Consider the following 19,073-nt stretch of genomic DNA (forward strand, 5'->3'; position numbering starts at 1 on the left):
AAATGACTGACTGGGCACTTGTCCGCGCACGTGCCCTTGCATATCTCCGCCCGGAATCACCAACGGTATACAGACAGAAAACCGACCTCATTCAGCCGGACGCGTCGGAGTTCACACGGAAACGCCCGATATGCCGTCCGGACGGCGACGCATGGATTCAAGCCGGGGAGGCGTGGCGGCATCTCGACGAAATCCCGCCGCGCCCCGCGGCCGCGGGCCTGCGCCCGGAGACCAGTGGCATAGGCCGGGGACATCGGGCGTTCTGGCTGAACTGCGACGCTCGCGCGGCAGCGACGAAAGCCGGAGCCCGACGCCGCCCCGCGGCAGGGGCGCGGCCTGGCGCGAACCGTACGGGGGAAGCCTCAGCAGCAATAACCTCAGGAATGCGCGCACCCAGGGAGTGACAGCGCTCGGCCGCTGATCACAGGGCCGGCCAAGGGCTCGGGAGAGTCGGCCTCAGCACCGCCCGGCCGAATAACGACGGTTACGCCACTCACCACCCCGAGGCCGGAGTGAACGGTTATGACGGCGAAGCGACCAATCAAGCCATACCCGGGGGGATCAATCAGCCAGCTTGCGAAGGATGTGAAACCGTATTACAAACAACACCCTGTTTACCTCGCCGAAACGAAAGCCGGAGTCGAGGTCCGCGATGAATACGCTGGAACCACAGGATGGCCGGCACATGAGTAAAACCAACAGCGCGACCTGTTTCTCCGCGCAGAAGCCGAGGGCGGCACACCGAGAAGTGCCGGAACCCGCATCGCGGGTAACCGGGCCTTAGTCCCTTTACATGAACTCCGGGTATCGCGCTCGATACAGAGGACCAAGGGAGCGGCGCCACGGGGAAACCCGATTGGATGCGCCCGGTAGATCTTACAAGGCCGCAATGAATGCGAAAGCCTCGCGATCCCTGCCTGCCCCAAGGGTATCGGAATCGGCGTTGCCCGCTCCAGCCTCTTCCCTTGTGGTTATTGGAAGCGGAATAACACTTCCATACCGGCGCGCAGGAGCGTTCCCCCACGTGGTGAATACGCCCACGCATCGGCCGTCACGAATCACCGGCGCCGCCACTACCTGGGGCTGCTTCGCGCCGTTCACATGTGCGAAACCTGGCGTCGGAGCGCCCCACGCACCGCACCCCGACTCCGGGGGCCGGCACCCGTGACCGAACAGGCGCCCGTTTGACCGCTCATGATGCCCGTTTACCGCCCGCTTCGGCTTCGTGCCCGCTCGCCACGGGTCAGCTCGCACGTCCCGCACACCCGAATCGGGCGCCACGGCCACACCAGCCGACGCGCGGTGGACTTCATGGGGCCCGTACACGCGGGACGCCCCCGGCAGCCATGAAGTGTTCAACCCGACGGTGACGTCCGCCCGGTCGCCGCCGGAGACGTACTTCACCACACGCGTCGGTCAGAAGACGCGGATCGGGATCTCGGCCGGGTCCGCGAGCAGGCCGGAGATCTCGTCGTCCAGACGGACCAGGGTGATGGACGCGCCGGCCATGTCGAGCGAGGTGCAGTACTCGCCCACGTAGCTGCGGCGGATCTCGATGCCCCGTTCTGCCAGTTGCCTGTGAGCCAGCCCGTACACCAGATAGAGCTCGCCGATCGGGGTGCCGCCCAGGCCGTTGACCATGAGGGCGACGCCGTCGCCCGAGACGTAGGGCAGGTCGTCGACGACAGCGGTGACCAGCTCCCGCACGATCGCGTCCGCGGGCTTCATCTTCTCCCGCCGCCGGCCCGGCTCGCCGTGGATCCCCACGCCCATCTCGATCTCGTCGTCGGGCAGTTCGAACAGCGGGGACCCCTTGGCCGGCGGCGTGCACGCGGTGAGCGCCATGCCCATGGTGCGCGTGACGGAGTTCACCTTCTCGCCGATCCGGTACACCTCGTCGAGATCGGCACCACGCTCCGCCGCCGCGCCGGTGGCCTTCATCACAAAGAAGTTGCCGGCCACCCCGCGTCGGCCGACCGTGTACGTCGAGTCCTGCACCGAAACGTCGTCGTCGATGAACAGCGTACGAACGGTGACACCGTCGGCCTGCGAGAGCTCCTCGGCCATCTCGAAGGCCATGCGGTCGCCCGTGTAGTTGTTGACCAGCAGCAGGACGCCCTTGGGGGACGAGACGAGCTTGACCGTCTCGTATACGTAGTCGGTGGGGGGCGCGGAGAAGACGTCACCCGGGCAGGCGGCGTCGAGCATTCCCCTGCCGACGGTCATGACATGCGACGGCTCATGTCCGGAGCCCGAGCCCTGGACGAGGGAGACCTTGTCCGGCCGGGGCGCGTCGGCGCGCATGATCAGGTTGTATTCGGGGACGTACCGCAGGGTGCCGGGGTTGGCGAGGGCCAGTCCCTGGAGCATCTCGGGCACGTAGTTCTTCGGGTCGTTGACGAACTTCTTCATGCGATCGCTCCTGGATCTCGGCGTGGGGACACGGACTGGCTCGGTACGGGCCCGGTCCCGGGCCCCGTACGGGCCCGGTCCCGGGGGCACGGCGGGTTCAGGTACGTACGGCCCATTCGTCGGCGACGCGCTCCGCCATGATGGCGACCGCCATGGCTCCCGCGTCCGGGGAACCGATGCTGCGTTCCCCGGTGTAGCTCGGCCGGCCACGCCTGGCGATCATCGGTGTGGTGGCTTCAGCGGCGGTACGCGCCGCGGAGGCCGCGACCCGGGCGAGAGCGGCGGGGCCGGCCGCCGGGCCCTCGCCGGTCTTCCCCTCGTTCGCCAGCGCGTTCTCCAGTGCGTCGGTCATCGGGATCAGCGCGTCCAGCAGTGTTTTGTCACCGAGGTCGGACTTGCCTCGCACCTTGATGCCCTCGGCGGCGGCGCGCAGCATGGCGACCGCGTCCTCACCGTTCAGCTCGGAGCGGTCGTTGACGGCTCCGGCCGCCCGGAGGAACGCGGTGCCCCAGAGTGGCCCGGAGGTTCCGCCCACCCGCTTGGAGATCACCAGGGCCACCTTCTTCAGAAACGCCGACGGGGAGCCGCGGTCCAGCGAGTCCCAGTCGGCGAGAACGATCTCGAAGCCGCGCGCGAGCGAGTACCCGAAGTCCCCGTCGCCCACGACGGCGTCGAGCTCGCCGAACTCGCGCTCGTTGTCCACCGCCGTCCTGGCGATGGTCCTGACGACGAACTCGAGATCACTGGCTGTTGTCGATGGCATGGCTCTCCTGACTGTCCGTCCTGACCGTCACGTCGCGCCGGCGGCGAGCAGGAATTCGAGGTCGGCGAGCCTGACGAACGGGCGGGGGTCGGCACCGAAGGGGTCGCTCAGCACCTTCGTGGTGGCCTCCTCCGGCTCGGGATCGCCCAATGACGACACCACCAGCCACGCACCGGTGAAATCCTCCAGCGCGGTATAGGCGCTGGTCGTGACGGTGCAGCCGAAGCCCGCGCCCCGTGCCGCGAGCAGCCCGTTGCGGCTGTCCTCGATGACGAGGGTGCCCGCCGGGTCGAGCCCGAGCCGGTCCGCCGCGTACAGGTAGATGTCCGGCGCCGGTTTCTTGTGCGGCACGATGTCTCCGGCGAACACACTGAAGCGCCGGGCCAGTTCGGGTCCGGCGGCGAGTTCCAGCACACTGCGTACGGACGGCTCCGCGGAGGTGGAGGCGACGGCCAGTGTCCATCCGGCGGCGTCGGCCTCGGCGGCGATCCGCCGTACGCCGGGCCGGGGCGGAACGGTGCCGCCCTCGATGATCCCGGTGTAGATCTCGGTCTTGCGCCGATGCCACCGGGCGACCTGCTCGTCGAGCGCGTCGGCGTCGCTGGGCAGCCCGGTCGCGGCGATGAAGTCGGGGGTGAGGAGCGTCTTCATCCGTTCCTTGCCCCCGCCGACCTTCACCTTCTCGGCGTAGTCGCTGTCGCTCCACCGTACGGGCAGGCCGAACTCCTGGAAGGTCTGGTTGAACGCGGGCAGGTGCCCGTAGCGCTCGGTGTCGGCGAGGACGCCGTCGCAGTCGAAGAGGAGGGCGGGCACGGTGTCACCCGGCCCGGCCGGCGCTGCCGAAGAGTGTCATGAGCGAGCCGGTCATCCCGATGACGTCCTGGCGGACGGACCGGAACAGCGAGGGCGGGTCCCACTTCTGCTTCTCCGCCGCCGATTCGAGGAAGGCCAGGCCCGACTTCATGAACGTCTCCTTGAGGGCGGTCGAGATGTTGACCTTCGCGCAGCCCCGGGAGATGAGATCGCGGAACTGCTCGTCGGAGAGACCGCTGCCGCCGTGGAGCGCGATCGGCAGGGGGTACGCCGTGACGATGTCGGAGACCCGCTCGAAGTCGAGTACCGGTGGGCGCTTGTACGTTCCGTGGGCGTTGCCGATGGCGGGCGCGAAGACATCGACGTGTGTCGTTCTGAGGAACTCCAGTGCCACGTCGAGATCCTGCTGGGCGGCCGCGCTGTCGCTGCCGATGTCGTCCTCGACTCCGGTGATGGACTCGATCTCGCCCTCCACGTGGGCGCCGTGCCCGCGGGCCTCGGCGACGACCTCGACCGTCTGCCGCATGTTCTCCGCCACCGGCAGGTTCGAGGCGTCGAACAGGACGGAGTTCCAGCCCCGCCGCAGGCATTCCGTGATGACCTCGCGCTCCGGGCAGTGGTCCAGATGGAGTGTGACGGGCACCTCGATACCGGCCGTCATGGACGTCCACATCGCGAAGAGCACCTCGCTTCCGATCGATTTGACCGTCTTGACAGACGTCTGCACGATCAGTGGCGAGTCCTTCTCCACCGCGGCCGCGAGCACCGCCTCCATGGTGAGGTCGTTGAACACGTTGATGGCCGGCACGCCGTAACGCTTTTCGAAGGCGTCGGACAGGATGTCGGCAAGCGGCACGACAGACACGTGGACTCCTGGGATCGGGCACACCCAACGGAGACCGAGCCCTCGTGACCGGGGACGGGTCTCTCGCTCCATTCGACGTCAGCGGGAAGGGCGCCGCCACTCAGCGGCCGACGAGCGGGGGACGGCCGTTCGTGGTCGAGCGGCTCCGCCGCACCGACAGCGGTGTCGCGGCCGAGGGCCGGTTCGGGATCGGGCGGGCTCGCGCCGGTGATACGGGAGCGGCCGGCTCGACGCGGTGTCAGGACTGGCGGCGCGCGAACAGGACCGCTCCTGGACGGCTTCCGTCGAGGTCGAGCAACAACTGGGCCTCGACGGTGAATCCGGCGTCGCGCAGCCAGGCGGTCACCTGGTCGGGCCGTCGGCGATGGACATGGACCTTCATCGGATGGCCGCCGTAGCCCCGCGTCTTCAGCCGCGACTCGTCGCCGATGTGGAAGCCGAGCAGCAGCGGTCCGCCGGGGCGCAGCACCCGCCGGAAATGGCCGAGGACCGCGGGGATCGCGTCGTCGGGGACGTGGATCAACGACCAGAAGGCGAGCAGGGCGGTGACCGACGCGTCGGCGAGGTTGAGATCCGTCATCGAGCCCACCTCGAACCGCAGGCCCGGGTGGTCCCGCCGGGCCACGTCGATCATCACGGGTGAGAGGTCGATACCGAACGCGTCGACGCCCAACTCACGCAGGTGGGCGGTGACATGCCCCGGTCCGCATCCCACATCCGCCACCGGCCCGCCGCCGGCGGTGTGAACCATGCCGGCGAACAACGCCAGTGCCGCCCGAAGATACGGCTCCCCTGCCAGCACTCCGCGCATGTGGTCGGCGTAGCTGACCGCGACCGTGTCGTAGGAGCCGCGGGTGTCCGCCAACCACCCGTCCGTGTTCGACGGCACGTACTCAACTCCATGTCCGTGGCCTGCGGAAGCCGTGCGAGACCGGACGACGGCTGTTCCTGCCACTCGCGTTGTTCCCGATCGGATCTCGCGCTGCTCAGGCAGTCTATAGCCGCCTCCGCTCATGCTGGGCGCGTTCTTCGCCTGCACCGCGGCCATCACCGCGCCTGCCGCCCTGAACGCTCGTGACCTCGGCCCGCCGTCGTGGCGCACACCATGGGCGAAAACCCGAATGCTCCGGCTCGGGTGGTTCTGGGATCATGCCCGGATGGCCCACCCTCTCGACCCTCTTGTCATCCGGCACACCCACCGTCTGCCCGCCCCCTCCGGACCGGCCGGGCACGGCGACGTCGCGGCGCGGCAGTTCGATGCCGCGCTGATGTCCGTCGGCTTCAAACTCTCGGCGGCCGTGATGGAGCGTCTGTCGGGGCTGTCCGCGGAGACAGTCGTCGCCACCGCCGCGCGTACGCTGGACACCGTCCGCGAGATGGTGGGCGACCACGTGCGGCACAACGTCTACTTCCTCGACTTCCCGGCCAACGTGCCGGACACGTTCGACTTCTGGAGGCAGTGCATCGCCGAGGCGCTCGCCGACGACGCCTCGCGCGACAGCACGCTCGCCCAGCTGCGCGCCGGGGTGGTCGACCTGCTGACGCTTCCGTCGTACGGCACCTACCGGCACACGTACGCCGAGATGCTCGCCGCGCACGATGAGCTGATCGCCGCCGCGGGCGACCGCATCACGCTCCTGCACCTGGGCGGCGCCCCGGACGACGAGGTCGATGCCCTGTACCTGGCGCTGGCCGGCAGCGTCACCCCGCTGGGCGACGAGGGACTGCGCGACCTCCGGGCACTCGCGGAGCGGTGCGTCGACAGCCCGCAGCCCGAGGCGATACCGGTACGCGAGAACCGAGCGGTCATCAACGTCGCCCGTCTCACAGCCGGCCGGGATCTCCTTCTGGACACCGTCACCGATGTCCTCCGGCTGGCCTGCGCGCTCTCGGACGGCGACGTGACCCTCGTGGAACCCACCCGCTTCCGGTCGCTGTCCCGACCGGCCCGGCGCGCCCTGCTCGCCGGTCTCGACGCCGTGGTGGCGGCCGCTCCCGCCAAGCTCGCCGATGTCACCGCGCGGCGCGAACCGTTCAAGCGCCTCGGCGAGCGCCTCCACCCGCACGAGTATCCGCGCTGGCCGCATGCCGCCGAGGTGTTCGCCGTCGCCCGGGGCGAGAGGGAGGCCCGGTCCTTCGACAGCCGTGTCGAGGAACTGCTCGGCCTGAACGACGTCACCGGGGCGGCGCGGCTGCTGACCGCCGCCCCGGGCAAGCTGTTCCGTGCTCTGGACCGGCTGCTGCGCGCGTGCGTCACCCAGGAGGAACGCGACGCCGTCGTGGCCGCCGCCGAGGAGGTCGCCTCGCGGGTCTCCGGCCGTGTCCTGCTGTCGGTCCGCGAGCACCTGCACAACCGCGTGCGGGAGACCGGCGAGCGTCGCGTCTTCGTCAACCAGCGGGGCCGCGCCTGGGTCACCGCCGACACCCGTCTCCCCGTACTGCCGCCCGAGCGGCGGCGCCTGATCGCCGCGCTGGATACCGAGACGCGCCGCCGCCTTCCGGACCCCGGGCATCTGCTGATCGACCCCGACGTCCTCGATGTCGCGCTCCCGCTCAGCGGCAAGGCGTCGGCCGCCGGGCTCGGCGTGCTGCCCCGTGGCTCCCTCTCCCCCGTCGACGGTGAACTGCTGCGCTTCTTCGTCCACTGGAAGCAGAAGAGCCACAGCACCGACTACGACCTGTCGGCGCTGATGCTCGACGCCGCGTACGCGACCGTCTGCTGGCTGTCGTACACCGCTCTCACGGAGGTCGGGGGCGAGCACTCGGGCGACATCACGGACGCGCCGGACGGCGCCTCGGAGTTCATCAACCTGCGCCTGGGCGCCGTGCGCGGCACCTTCATCGTCCCGCAGGTCAACATCTATTCGGGGGAGGACTTCGAAGCGGTCGAGGAGTCGTTCTTCGGCTTCATGCAGCGCGATGCCGAGCAGCGGGGCCGCCCCTTCGAGCCGCGTACCGTGCGCATGAAGTCGGACCTGCGCGGCCCGGGAAGAGTCGCGCTGCCGCTGGCGTTCCGGCGCGGGAGCGACGGCCGCTGGCACGCCAAGTGGCTCCACCTGTACCTCCAGGGCACCCCGGACTCCAACCGCGTCGAGGAGAACCGGGTGTCGGTGGCCACGCTGGTGCGCGGCATCGTCGAGCGTGACTACCTCACGGTCCGGTACCTCACCGGCCTGATGGCCGACCGTGCCACGGGCACCACACTGTGGGACGGTACGACGGTCCCGGACGGCCCGGTCACCTACATCGGCCTGGAGCGCCCGGACGGACTGCACCCGGAGTCCCGGATCGTCACGCCGGAAAATCTGCGCGACCTGATCCCCGGCTGACTGCTAGCGTGGGACTCGGCGAGGCCATGGAGGGACTTCCTTCTCCTTCTTCTATGAAATTAGTCCTTCCGCTTTCCTCGCCCTCTTCGTGGACGCCGGGGTGCCGAACAGCATCCCGGCGCTTCCTGTTTCGCCGGTGTCCCGCACGCGGGTGTCCGTCGACGTGCTCCGGTCGTACGGGGCGACGCCCACCGCGTGCAACGCCGTGAGCAACTCCGCCCGGCTGTCGGCCAGTTCCCGTGCGCGTCGCGTCGGGCGCGTCCGACTGCGGCGGGCCGCCGCGGTCTCACGCCCACGTCTCGGGGGGCATGTCGAGGAGAGCGGCGATACGGCCACGGTCCGGCAGCGGGCCATGGTCTCCTGTCACGCTGAGCGCGGCGCCCGCCGTGAGGTGTCCGAGCCGCAGGGACCGCACCATGCCCTCGTCGCGCAGCAGCCCCGCGAGGAATCCGGCCGCGAACGCGTCGCCCGCCCCGACCGGTTCGACGATCCCGGTCTTCGGCGCGGGCACGGTGTGGACACGGGTGCCCTCGAACGCGGTCGCGGCGTACCCGCCGTCCTTGACCACGAGGATGCGGGGTCCGGGCAACAGGGACCGTACGTCCGTGGGCCCGGCCAGCCCGCTCCCCCAGAGCGCCTGGGCCTCGTCGAGTCCGACGAACGTGATGTCCGCCCGGTCCGCGAAGTCGTGGAGCACGGCGGCGGCCGTGTCTCCGCTCCACAGGGCCGGCCGGTGGTTGACGTCGAAGCTGACGGGGCACGGGCGTGTTCCGGGCACCGGCCGCAGCAGCGCGGCGACGAGAGCCAGGCAGTCCGGTGAGAGCGCGGGAGTGATACCGCTCAGGTGGACGAGCCCGGCGGTCCGTACGGCCTCGTCGTCGAGGACGCCGGGGCCCAGGGCGGAGGCGGCCGAGCCGCGCCGGTAGTAGTGGACCGTGGTTCCGCCGGGGCCCGGGTTCTTCACGAGGAGTCCGGTCGGGCGGTGCGGATCGGTGCGTACGCCGCTGATGTCGACGCCGGACGCGGCCACTTCGTCGCGGATCCGGTGGCCGAACGGGTCGTCGCCGAGCGCGGACACCCAGCGCGCGGGCACCCCGTGGCCGGCCAGGTACATCGCCACGTTCGACTCGGCGCCGGCGATCCGGACCCGGAGCAGGTCGGCGCTGTCCAGCGGAGCGACGGGATCCGGCACGAGAGCGGCCATCGTCTCGCCGACGCAGGCCACCGGGGCGTGGGCCGGCCGCCATGCGGGGGCGTCGCGGAGGGACCGGGCGCCGGGGCGGCCGGTCCGGTCCGCGGCGGGTGCGCCGCCCGTCATCGTCCCGCCGCCCCGGGGCCGGTGGCGCGGACCGCGCCGAGGAAGGCGCGGGCTCTGGTGCGCAGGGCGTCGACACTGCCACCGTCGGCGGCGTCACCGATGAGCGGCGACCCCACTCCCACCGCCGTCGCGCCGTGTGCGAGATAGGCGACGGCCGCTTCGGTGTCCACTCCCCCGACGGGTACGAACGGCGCGGCCGGGAACGGGCCGCGCAGGGCGCGCAGATACGCGGGGCCGCCCGCCTGCGCCGCCGGGAAGATCTTGAAGGAGTCGGCGCCGAGCCGCTGTGCGGCGACGATGTCCGTGGGGGTCATCACCCCGGCGAGAACGGGCAGTTCGAGCCGCTTCGCTTCGGTGATCCCCTCGCAGACGGCCGGGGTGACGACGAAGTCGGCACCCGCCTCGTGCACCGCCCGCGCGTCCCGCGCCGTCAGGACGGTACCCGCGCCGAGCGGAGCGGCGGGGCCGAGAGCCGCGCGTGCCCGGCGGATGACGCTCAGCGCGTCCTTGCCGCTGAGCGAGACCTCGATGAGCGGGATGTGCTCCTCCGCGAGGGTGAGGACGGTCCTGAGCGCGGCGTCCGCGTCGTCGCCGCGCACGATGGCGACGATCCGGTGGGTACGCAGCGCGGTCAGCAGATCCACGTGCGGGATTCCTTTCCAGTCCGAGGTGCTGTCACGTTCGTTCCGTTCCCGCGCTCACGCTGAGCCGCCACCGGACTTCCCCGCCGGCCGGCACGCATGCCGCGTCGCCTTCCCCGGCCGCGGCGAGGTCGAAGACGCGTCCCAGCATCGGTTCGACCCCGATGGACCGGTAGGGATCGTCGTCGGGGAAGCCGCGGAGGTTGCGCCACACGGCGACGGACACGGGCTGTCCCTCGGCCTCAACGGACAGGCGCAGCACGGCGGTTCCCTCGTGGACGTCCACCTGGGAGGTGTCGGCGATCAGGCCGACGGCCGTGCCGTCGTCGGGTCCCAGCCGGTCGAGCGCGGCCGACTCCGCCGGCCACCACGGCCACGCGCAGGGGGTCCACCGGGACCCGCCGTCCGGGTAGACCCGGGTGTGCGTCCCGTCGGGCATGCCGAGGTGCGCGTGCTCGGACAGATCCAGCAGGGCGTGTCCCGCCCAGAGGAAGCGGTAGCCGGGCCGGGCGGTGAGCCGGTAGTCGGCCACCGCGCGCCGGTCCTGGTGACGGATTCGGCGGCTGAGCCGGAAGTCCGGGCAGGTGACGGATTCCGTGTCACCGTCGCACCGCCAGGCCCTGGCCCAGGCGTGCCCGTGGTCGGGGGTGCCCCGGACCGTGGGAACACACTCCTCCAGGCCGCCCGCGTCGGCGAAGGCGTCGCCCGGGACGACGTGCGGGCGCCGGGGTTCCTCGCGGTGCCAGAGCCATTCGCGGCCGGCCGCCCACAGCGAGGTCCAGCGTCCGCCGTGGGCCGGGTCGGTGGTGATCCGGATCGGGGACGGGGCGTTCACCATTCGGCGAACGATCCGTCGGGGTGGCGCCACACGGGGTTGCGCCAGGCGTGCCCGGTGCGGTCGGCGGCGCGTACGGCGGCCTCGTCGACGGTGATGCCGAGTCCCGGGAGTGCGGTACGCGGAGCCTGTCCGGCGACGAAGCGGAACGGATCCGTATCGACGACGTACGAGAGCAGATCGGCGTCCTTGTTGTAGTGGATGCCCCGGCTCTGCTCCTGGATGAGGAAGTTCGGGGTGCAGAAGGCGATCTGGAGGCTCGCGGCGAGGGCGATCGGACCGAGGGGGCAGTGCGGCGCGAGCTGTACGCCGTACGTGTCGGCGAGCGACGCGATGCGGTGGACCTCGGAGATGCCGCCGGCGTGCGACAGGTCCGGCTGGGCGACGGCGATGCCCGCGTGGAGGGCGGGCAGGAACTCCGCCCTGCCGTAGAGCCGTTCACCGGTGGCGATGGGGACGGATGTGGCACCCACGAGCGCGGCGAGCAGATGGCCCTGCTCGGGCAGCAGCGGCTCCTCGACGAACAGCGGGTGCAGTGGCTCGATGGCCTGGAGGACTCGGCGGGCCGCGGCCGGTCCGAACCGGCCGTGCATGTCGACGGCCACATCGCGGTCGGGGCCCAGGATCTCACGGGCCACGGCCACGCGCTCGACGACGGCGGCCGTCTCCGCGAGGGTGGGAATCGGGGAGGTACGGGCCGCCGCGTTCATCTTCACGGCGGTGAAGCCCGCCTCGACCTGGGCGGCGATCGCGTCGGCGAGCCCGGCGGGTTCGTCGCCTCCCACCCAGGCGTAGACCCGGACCTCGTCACGCAGCGCCCCGCCGAGCAGAGCGTGCACGGGCGCCCCGTACACCTTGCCCGCGATGTCCCACAGCGCCTGGTCGATTCCGGCGACGGCGCTGGAGAGTATGGGGCCGCTGCGGTAGAAACCGCCCTTGCTGAGCACCTGCCAGTGGTCCTGGATGCGCAGGGGGTCCTGGCCGATCAGATACTCGGCCAGGACATCGACCGCGGCGCGCACCACCTCGGCCCTGCCCTCGACCACGGGTTCGCCCCAGCCGACGACTCCCTCGTCGGTCTCGATCCGGCAGAACAGCCAGCGGGGCGGGACGAGAAAGGTCTCGATGCGCGTGATCTTCACTGGGCCGGGCTCCCGTGGTGCGTGTCGCCGGTGGTCGCCGGCGCGCCGGCGCTGTCGCTCTCGCTGCCGCGGACCCGGTCGAGGTCGCGGACCGCCTGGTCGAGGAGGGCTCGCATGGCGCGTTCGGCGGTTTCCGGGTCCTGGTCGCGCACGGCGTCCAGGACGGCTCGGTGGCTGGGGACCGGGTTCTCGCCGTGGAGGGTGCTGTGGACGATCTCGTCACGGTGAGCGAGACCGGACTCGATGACCATCTCCATACGTTCGAGGAGTTCGTTGTGGGTGGCCGCGAGGAGCGCGCGGTGGAAGGCGAGGTCCGCCTCGACCGCGTGCGCCGCGCCCCCCTCGTCCTCGCCCATCGCCGTCAGGGCCGCCTCCAGCGCGTCGAGATCGGCGTCGGTACGGCGCTCGGCGGCCAGCCTGACCGCGGCCGGCTCGATGATGCCGCGGACCTCGCCCAGGTTGCGCAGCAGGGCCAGGTCGGTACCGGTGCCCGCGCTGCCGGCGAACTGCCAGCGCAGCACGTCCGCGTCGAGGAGGTTCCAGTCGGAGCGTGGGCGGACGAAGGTGCCGCGCTTCTGGCGTGCGTCGACCATCCCCTTGGCCGCGAGGACCTTCAGGGACTCCCGCAGCGCGGTCAGACTGACGTCCAGTTCGCCTTGCAGTGACACGAGATCGAGTGTCGCCCCTTCGGGGATCTCGCCGCTGAGCACCCGGCGCGCGAGAGTCTCCACGGTCTGGCCGTGCACTCCGCGGCGCGCGTATGGCGTCATGGTGGTGTGCCTTTCTGCTGGTGGGATGGGGGACGGCGGCGGTCAGGCCGAGGCTTTGACGACGGACCAGCCGCCGTCGACAAGCAGGCTCGATCCGGTGATGTAGGAGGCTTCCCGGGCTGCCAGGAAGGCGATGGCGGCGGCGACCTCCCGCGGGGTGCCGAAGCGCTGTGCGGCGGTCTCGGCGACGCTCTTCCGCCGGTCCTCCTCCGGGACCCGGTCCCAGGCCCCGGTGAGGATGGGGCCGGGCAGCACCGCGTTGACCCGGACCTCGGGCCCGTACTCCACGGCGAGTTGTCCGCACAGCGAGAGCAGTGCGCCCTTGGACGCGGCGTACGCGGGGTGGCCGGGGATGCCCTTGTGCGCGTGGACGGAGGAGGTCAGGACGACGGCGCCGTCGTGGGCGCGCAGGTCGGGCAGCGCGGCCCGGAATCCGAGGAACCCGCCGGTGAGATTGACGGCGAGCTGGCGTTCCCAGGACGCGACGGTCATCTCGTGGGCGGGGGCCACGTCCACGGTGAAGGCGTTGCTGACGAGTACGGAGACCGGTCCGAAGGTGTGCGCGGCGGACACGATCCGTTCCCAGTCCCCCTGGTCCGCGACGTCCGCGTGGACGAACCGCGCGTGGCCGCCCTGTGCGCGGATGTCCTCGGCGACGCGTTCGCCGGGTGCCGCCGCGACATCCGCGAGGATCACGGAGGCCCCTTCGGCGGCGAGACGTCCGGCGGTGGCCGCGCCGATGCCCGAGGCGGCTCCGGTGACCACGGCCACCTGGTCGGCGAAGCGGGTGGGTCCGTTCATGGGGCGGGTCGACTCCTCGGGGTTCGTGAACAGTATCCGGCGGTATCGGCGGCTCTCGTGACAGTGTGCCGGGGCCGGTGACGACTACGTCCGGACCAGGACTACCAGTTCCGCGTCGTACTGGGCGGTCCAGGCGAACGGCAGGCCGTACTGCGTCAGATGGGCTCCGCTGTAGACGGTGCCGGTGTCCTGGTCGGTGTAGTGGGCGGTCCGGTCGAGGCCGCGCAGCCGCAGCCGGGCGGGGCGGCCGGGGACGAGGGGCGCCCCGTCCAGGCGGCCGGTGTTCCAGGCGGTGACGACGGTGCGGTCGCCACCCGGCGCGTCGTACTGGACACCGCAGCAGGGGTCGGACGGCGTGTTCAGCAGCCGGACCTCGCCGTGGTGGAGGACGTCGCGGATCTCCTTGTAGCGGGCCACCCAGCGTGCGGCCTCGGCGCGCCGTTCCGCCGGCCAGGTGCGGATGTCGGCGCCGATTCCGAGGACACCGGCCATGGCGGTGACGAAACGGAAGGCCGGTGACCGGGGCCGCGGGTCGAAGACGCCCGGTGAGTCGGTGACCCAGGAGCTCATCGTGTGCGGGGCGTGGGCGTGCAGATAGCCGTACTGGATGGCGAGACGGTCCAGTGGTGCGGTGTTGTCGCTCGGCCACACCACGTCGGTACGGGCGAGGGTGGCGTGTTCGATCCGGCCGCCACCGCCGGCGCACCCTTCGACGGTGACCCGCGGGTGGTGGCCGCGCAGGTGGTCGAGTACGCGCAGGTATCCGGCGACGTGCGCGGCGTCCAGGTCCTGCTCTTCGACGGGGACGGTGCCGGGCCGGCCGCGTTCGGTGGGCGGGCGGTTCATGTCCCACTTCAGGTAGCTGATGGCGTGTTCGCCGAGGAGCCGGTCGAGGGTGGCGATGACGAAGTCCTGGACGTCCTCGCGGCCCAGGTCGAGCAGGAGTTGCTCGCGCACCAGCGTGGCGGGCCGTCCGTCGACGCGGTAGACCCACTCCGGGTGCTCGGCGTAGAGCGCGGAGCGGGGGCTGATCGCCTCGGGCTCGATCCAGAGGCCGAAGTCCATGCCGGTGGCGCGGATCCGGTCGATGAAGGTGTCGAAGCCGTCGGGGAAGTTCGCCGGGTCCGGGTGCCAGTCGCCGAGTCCCCCGGTCTCGTCGTGGCGTCCCGTGAACCACCCGTCGTCGACGACGAACACCTCGGTTCCCATCTCGGCGGCGATCGTGGCCAGTTCCAGCTGGTCGGCGGCGTCGACGTCGAAGCCGGTCGCTTCCCAGGAGTTGTAGAGGACCTTGCGGGGCCGGTGGAGGCGCTCGCCGCTGAGCCGGCGTTCGTAGGTGTGCCAGACACGGGCCAGTCCGTCGAGTCCTTCCGGGCTGAACGCGCAGGCCAGCCGGGGGGTGGTGAGGGTGGCACCGGGGGCGAGGAGGAGGGAGCCCTCGTGGGGCACACGGCCCGCGCGGACCCGGACGGCGCCGCCGGGCTCGGCGTCCGCGGCCATGTGCCAGTTCCCGGACCACTCCAGGGCGATGCCGTACGTGGGTGTGTTCCCCCCGTCCGGTTCCGAGGCGTCCTGGACGGCGAGCCAGGGTGCGTACGCGTGGCCGGGCACGGCCTGGGTGGAGGCCATCTCGAAACGGCCGCGGGTGAGCTCCAGTTGGGTGCGCTGGAACTCCTGGGACCACTGGCCGGTGAGATACGTGAGCCGGGCGCCGCCCGCGACGGGAATGTTCACGGCAGCCGAGTCGAGGCGCTCCAGCCGCAGTCCCTCGTCGCCGGTGCAGGTCAGCTCCGTCCACCGCAGGATCACATCGGTGCCGGGTACGGTCTCGTAGTGGAGCGCCGTGCGCAGGCCCAGTTCCTCGTCGGTGAAGTCGAGGCGCAGCGCGTGGTCGCCGTCGTGTGCGGCGGTGTCGAACGTCCACCAGACGCCGCGTTCCCCGCCGGGGCGCCGGGCCACGAGGTCGGCTCCGGTGAAGGGCCGCAGGCCGTGGGGGATGTACTCGGCCGGTGCGGCGTCCGCGGGGGTGAGGAAGTGGGTGCGGTGCGGGTGCTCGAAGGGCGAGGGGCCGGTCTCGGCGCCGTGGGGACCCCAGGCGTCCAGTTCGGCCCAGCGTCCCCGGCCGGCGAGCCGTACCGCGTAGGTGGTGTTCTCGGTGCGCAGCAGCCAGCGGTCGTGGGTCACTTCACCGCTCCCAGGTTGAGTCCGGCGACGAAGTGGCGCTGGAACGTGAGGAATACGACGACGGTCGGGGCCGCGGCGATGACGGAGCCCGCCGCGATGACGTTCCACATGGACACGTACTGGCCCTGAAGTCCGATCAGCGAGGCGGTGATCGGCATCTGGCTGTCCGTGCGCAGGACGGTGATGGCCCACAGCAGGTCGTTGAAGATCCAGGTGAACGACAGGGCGCTCAGCGCGGCCATGGCGGGCTTGGCCAGGGGCATGATGATCCTGGTGTAGATCTGCCACGGACCGGCGCCGTCGATGACCGCGGCCTGCTGGATCTCCGGCGGGATGGCCCGCATGAAGCCGTGCAGGACGAAGACGTAGAAGCCGACGCCGAAGCCGACCTGGACGCCGATGAGCGCGTACAACGAGTCGTACAGGCCCAGCATTTCGCTGAGTTTGGAGACCGGTACCAGGAGGATCTGCGGGGGCAGCAGGTTTCCGCCGAGCATCAGCAGCAGGAGGGTACGGCGCAGCGGCAGGTCGTAGCGGCTGAGGGCGAACGCGGCCGTCGAGGCGAGGAGCAGCGAGAGGAGCACCGTCGGCACGGTGACGAGGAGGCTGTTGATCAGTGCGCGCTGCTGGCCGCCGTCGACCCATGCCTGCCGGAATCCGTCGAGGGTGAAGGAGTGCGGCAGGCTGCCGACGCCGTGGGCGGCCACATCGTCGAAGGACCGGGTGCTGGTGACCAGGACGAGCGCGATGGGCAGCAGCCACAGGGCGGAGAGCAGCCCGGCGCTGAGGTGGAATCCCGCGGTTCGCCAGATCCCGCGGCGGTTCCGCGGCCGGGCGCGGTCCTGTGGGGCCGGGGCGGTGCCGTGTCCGTCGGTGGGCGGTGCGGAGGCGTGGGTGACGCTCATCAGTCGGCCTCCCGGAAGGCGCGGACGAGGTAGGACGCGATGACGCCGAAGGCGAGAACGAAGATCACGACCGCGAGAGCGGAGCCGTAGCCCAGTCGCAGCGACTGGAAGGCGGTGGAGTACATGTAGGTGCTGAGCAGTTCGGAGGAGTGGTAGGGGCCACCGCGGGTGAGTGCCCACACCACGTCGAAGGAGCGCAGCGAGTCGATGACGACGACCGAGAGCACCACGGCGTTGACACTGCTCAGCTGGGGCAGTGTGATGTGCCGGAACTGCTGCCGGCGGGTGGCGCCGTCGACCTTCGCCGCCTCGTAGAGCACCGGGTCGATGCCCTTGAGTCCGGCGAGGTAGAGCACCATCACATAGCCGATCTGGCGCCACAGCGCGGGCACGATCACGGCGTACAGGGCGGTGTCCTGGTCGGCGAGCCAGGCATGGGTGAGGCTGCCGAGCCCGATCCCTTCGAGGGTCTTGTTGATCAGCCCGTCGGGCTGGTACATCGCCTGCCACACCAGGGCCGTCGCGACCAGCGAGAACACCACGGGCAGGAACAGCGCGGCGCGGTAGAAACCAACACCCCGGCGTTCCTGCTGGAGCAGGAGCGCCGCGCCGAGGCCGAGGGCGGCGGAGAGTCCGCCGAAGAGCACCAGCCAGATGACGGTGTCCAGGGCGGCGGTGCGGAAGACGGCGTCGCCGAACATCTCGCGGAAGTTGGCGAGACCGATGAACTGCGGGGCGCTGACGCCGTCCCACTTGGTGAAGGAGAGATAGACCCCCTGGACCGCCGGCCAGAACACCCAGAACGCCTCGGCGAGCAGCGGTACGAGCACGAAGGCGAGCACGGTGGGTGGGACCCTCGTCGCCCGCTCGCGGGCCGGGGGCCGGCCGGTCGCCCGGCCGCCGGCCGTCTTCCGGGGTGCGGTGAGGACCGCCATGTCACTGGCTCCAGATCTTCTGCGCGTCGCGTTGCCACGTCGTGAGGATGGAGCCGATCTCCTTGGGCTTGGCCAGGTAGCGGGTGAGCGCGGTGTCGGCGGTGGGGGCGAGGGCGTCGCTGGAGTCGCGGTTGAAGAACTGTGTGATGTCCGCGGCGTCCTCGATCAGCTTGCGGCCCTTGGTCACCAGGGGCGTTCCGCTGTCCTTGGCGTCGGGGTGGGTGGGCAGCGAGGTGCCGGACGAGCCCTTGAGGTAGATCTCCTGGGACTCGGCGGTGGCGAGGTAGCGCAGGAGTTCCTTGGTCTCGTCGGCGCGGCCGGTGCGGGCGCTGGCGAAGTAGCCGTCGGTGGGGGCCTCCTCGGCGAGCGGGATCTTGGGGTCGATCACCGGGAAGCGGAAGAAGTCGATGTCGTCGAGCTGGTCCTTGGGGGTGGAGTCGGCGAAGAAGGTGCCGATCAGCATCATGCCGGTACGGCCCTGGAGGAGCGCGGTGGTGGCGTCCTGGAAGGGCAGCGCGGTCCCGTTCGGGTCGAAGTACGGCAGGGCCTCGCCCCAGCGGTCGAAGACCTTGCGGACCTCGGGGTCGTCGAAGCGGTGCTTGCCCGCGAGCAGTTCGCGGTGGTAGGCGGCGCCGTTGATCCGGATGTTGAGGTAGTCGAACCAGGAGGCGGCCACCCAGGGGGTGTTGCCGCCGGCCCCGAGGCCGATCGGTGCGACTCCCTTGCTCTTGAGCGTGTCGCACAGGCCGAGGAAATCGTCCCAGGTCCGGGGCTCCTCGACGCCCCACTTGGCGAAGTTCGACTTCCGGTAGAACACACCCCACCAGTAGAAGGTGGTGGGGACGAAGACCTTCTTGCCGGAGGAGTCGGTGCACAGCTTCCGCAACGCGTCGGAGTATCCGGCGAGTTCGGGCTGCTGCCAGATGTCGCTGACATCGAGGAGCAGGTCCTTGCCGGCGTACGACTCGGCGACCGATCCGGGGTACCAGGTGTAGAGGTCCGGCGGGTTGGCCGAGGTGAGGTAGGTCGGCAGCTGGGTACGGAACGTCTCCGAGGCGACGGTGTTGAGCGACCCCTGGGCGCCGCCCCGCTTGTTGAAGGCGTCGATGACGTCCTGCATCGCGGACTTGGCCTGCGGTGCGGAGAGGTTGGACTGCAGGGTGACAGCGCCGCCCGACGCGCTCTTGCCGCTCGATGACGAGGAGGTGACGCAGCCGCTCATCAGTGCGGCGGCGCCGACGGCGCCGGCACCCACGAGGAAGGTGCGGCGGCTGTGTGCTGAGGTGTTCATGGGTCTCCCTAAGCGCCCGAGGAACGAGGCCCGGCCCCCTGACGGCCGGGCTCTCGTTCGGCTGCTACA

16 protein-coding genes are annotated in these 19,073 nt (G+C 70.8%); 1 reads left to right on the top strand and 15 read right to left on the bottom strand.

The annotated features are described in order from the left end of the window. Positions 1–1,416: 1,416 nt before the first annotated feature. The 5 genes from dhaK to ACIOGX_RS01515 form a co-directional block, all read right to left on the bottom strand. Positions 1,417–2,412: a dihydroxyacetone kinase subunit DhaK gene (gene dhaK, locus ACIOGX_RS01495; protein ID WP_383971042.1), complete on the bottom strand. Its 996-nt coding sequence runs from the start codon at positions 2,410–2,412 to the stop codon at positions 1,417–1,419. A 97-nt stretch (positions 2,413–2,509) separates the two neighbouring features. Next, on the bottom strand, positions 2,510–3,175 hold the full coding sequence (dhaL, locus tag ACIOGX_RS01500; protein WP_401909259.1) for a dihydroxyacetone kinase subunit DhaL: 666 nt from the start codon (positions 3,173–3,175) through the stop codon (positions 2,510–2,512). 27 nt (positions 3,176–3,202) lie between these two features. Continuing rightward, a complete protein-coding gene (locus ACIOGX_RS01505) occupies positions 3,203–3,988 on the bottom strand; it encodes an HAD-IA family hydrolase (RefSeq protein ID WP_356513234.1) in 786 nt (261 codons plus the stop codon). A 4-nt stretch (positions 3,989–3,992) separates the two neighbouring features. Further along, on the bottom strand, positions 3,993–4,853 hold the full coding sequence (locus ACIOGX_RS01510; RefSeq protein ID WP_356513236.1) for a class II fructose-bisphosphate aldolase: 861 nt from the start codon (positions 4,851–4,853) through the stop codon (positions 3,993–3,995). Positions 4,854–5,091: 238 nt separating this feature from the next. Then, positions 5,092–5,742 carry a class I SAM-dependent DNA methyltransferase gene (locus ACIOGX_RS01515; RefSeq protein WP_401758712.1) on the bottom strand — a complete coding sequence of 217 codons (651 nt, stop codon included), beginning with the start codon at positions 5,740–5,742 and terminating at the stop codon, positions 5,092–5,094. A 268-nt stretch (positions 5,743–6,010) separates the two neighbouring features. On the opposite strand from ACIOGX_RS01515, the gene ACIOGX_RS01520 reads away from it, so the two are divergent. After that, positions 6,011–8,182, top strand: a complete 2,172-nt coding sequence (locus ACIOGX_RS01520) for a hypothetical protein (RefSeq protein WP_401909263.1) — start codon at positions 6,011–6,013, stop codon at positions 8,180–8,182. A 286-nt stretch (positions 8,183–8,468) separates the two neighbouring features. On the opposite strand, the gene ACIOGX_RS01525 is transcribed toward ACIOGX_RS01520, so the two are convergent. The 10 genes from ACIOGX_RS01525 to ACIOGX_RS01570 all read right to left on the bottom strand — a co-directional run bounded on the left by ACIOGX_RS01525 (position 8,469) and on the right by ACIOGX_RS01570 (position 19,004). Next, positions 8,469–9,500, bottom strand: a complete 1,032-nt coding sequence (locus ACIOGX_RS01525; RefSeq protein ID WP_401909266.1) for a sugar kinase — start codon at positions 9,498–9,500, stop codon at positions 8,469–8,471. Then, complete coding sequence (locus ACIOGX_RS01530) at positions 9,497–10,144, bottom strand: bifunctional 4-hydroxy-2-oxoglutarate aldolase/2-dehydro-3-deoxy-phosphogluconate aldolase (protein WP_401909269.1); 648 nt, start codon at positions 10,142–10,144, stop codon at positions 9,497–9,499. The genes ACIOGX_RS01525 and ACIOGX_RS01530 overlap by 4 nt, the downstream gene beginning before the upstream one ends. A gap of 31 nt (positions 10,145–10,175) precedes the next feature. Next, a complete protein-coding gene (locus tag ACIOGX_RS01535) occupies positions 10,176–10,979 on the bottom strand; it encodes a hypothetical protein (protein WP_401909272.1) in 804 nt (267 codons plus the stop codon). Then, positions 10,973–12,118 carry a galactonate dehydratase gene (dgoD, locus tag ACIOGX_RS01540; RefSeq protein WP_356513246.1) on the bottom strand — a complete coding sequence of 382 codons (1,146 nt, stop codon included), beginning with the start codon at positions 12,116–12,118 and terminating at the stop codon, positions 10,973–10,975. The genes ACIOGX_RS01535 and dgoD overlap by 7 nt, the downstream gene beginning before the upstream one ends. Then, positions 12,115–12,888, bottom strand: a complete 774-nt coding sequence (locus tag ACIOGX_RS01545) for a FadR/GntR family transcriptional regulator (RefSeq protein ID WP_401909275.1) — start codon at positions 12,886–12,888, stop codon at positions 12,115–12,117. Before ACIOGX_RS01545 ends, dgoD begins: the two co-directional genes overlap by 4 nt. A gap of 42 nt (positions 12,889–12,930) precedes the next feature. Further along, complete coding sequence (locus tag ACIOGX_RS01550) at positions 12,931–13,689, bottom strand: SDR family oxidoreductase (RefSeq protein WP_356513250.1); 759 nt, start codon at positions 13,687–13,689, stop codon at positions 12,931–12,933. Positions 13,690–13,773: 84 nt separating this feature from the next. Continuing rightward, complete coding sequence (locus tag ACIOGX_RS01555) at positions 13,774–15,873, bottom strand: alpha-galactosidase (protein ID WP_401909278.1); 2,100 nt, start codon at positions 15,871–15,873, stop codon at positions 13,774–13,776. Further along, the gene (locus ACIOGX_RS01560) at positions 15,870–16,778 is read right to left on the bottom strand and encodes a carbohydrate ABC transporter permease (protein ID WP_356513254.1); all 909 of its coding nucleotides are present in this window, start codon (positions 16,776–16,778) and stop codon (positions 15,870–15,872) included. The genes ACIOGX_RS01555 and ACIOGX_RS01560 overlap by 4 nt, the downstream gene beginning before the upstream one ends. Further along, a complete protein-coding gene (locus tag ACIOGX_RS01565) occupies positions 16,778–17,713 on the bottom strand; it encodes a carbohydrate ABC transporter permease (protein ID WP_401758736.1) in 936 nt (311 codons plus the stop codon). The genes ACIOGX_RS01560 and ACIOGX_RS01565 overlap by 1 nt, the downstream gene beginning before the upstream one ends. 1 nt (position 17,714) lies before the next feature. After that, on the bottom strand, positions 17,715–19,004 hold the full coding sequence (locus ACIOGX_RS01570) for an extracellular solute-binding protein (protein WP_356513258.1): 1,290 nt from the start codon (positions 19,002–19,004) through the stop codon (positions 17,715–17,717). Positions 19,005–19,073: the final 69 nt, after the last annotated feature.

It is taken from the genome of Streptomyces sp. NPDC088147 (genome assembly GCF_044741565.1).
Lineage (GTDB): Bacteria > Actinomycetota > Actinomycetes > Streptomycetales > Streptomycetaceae > Streptomyces.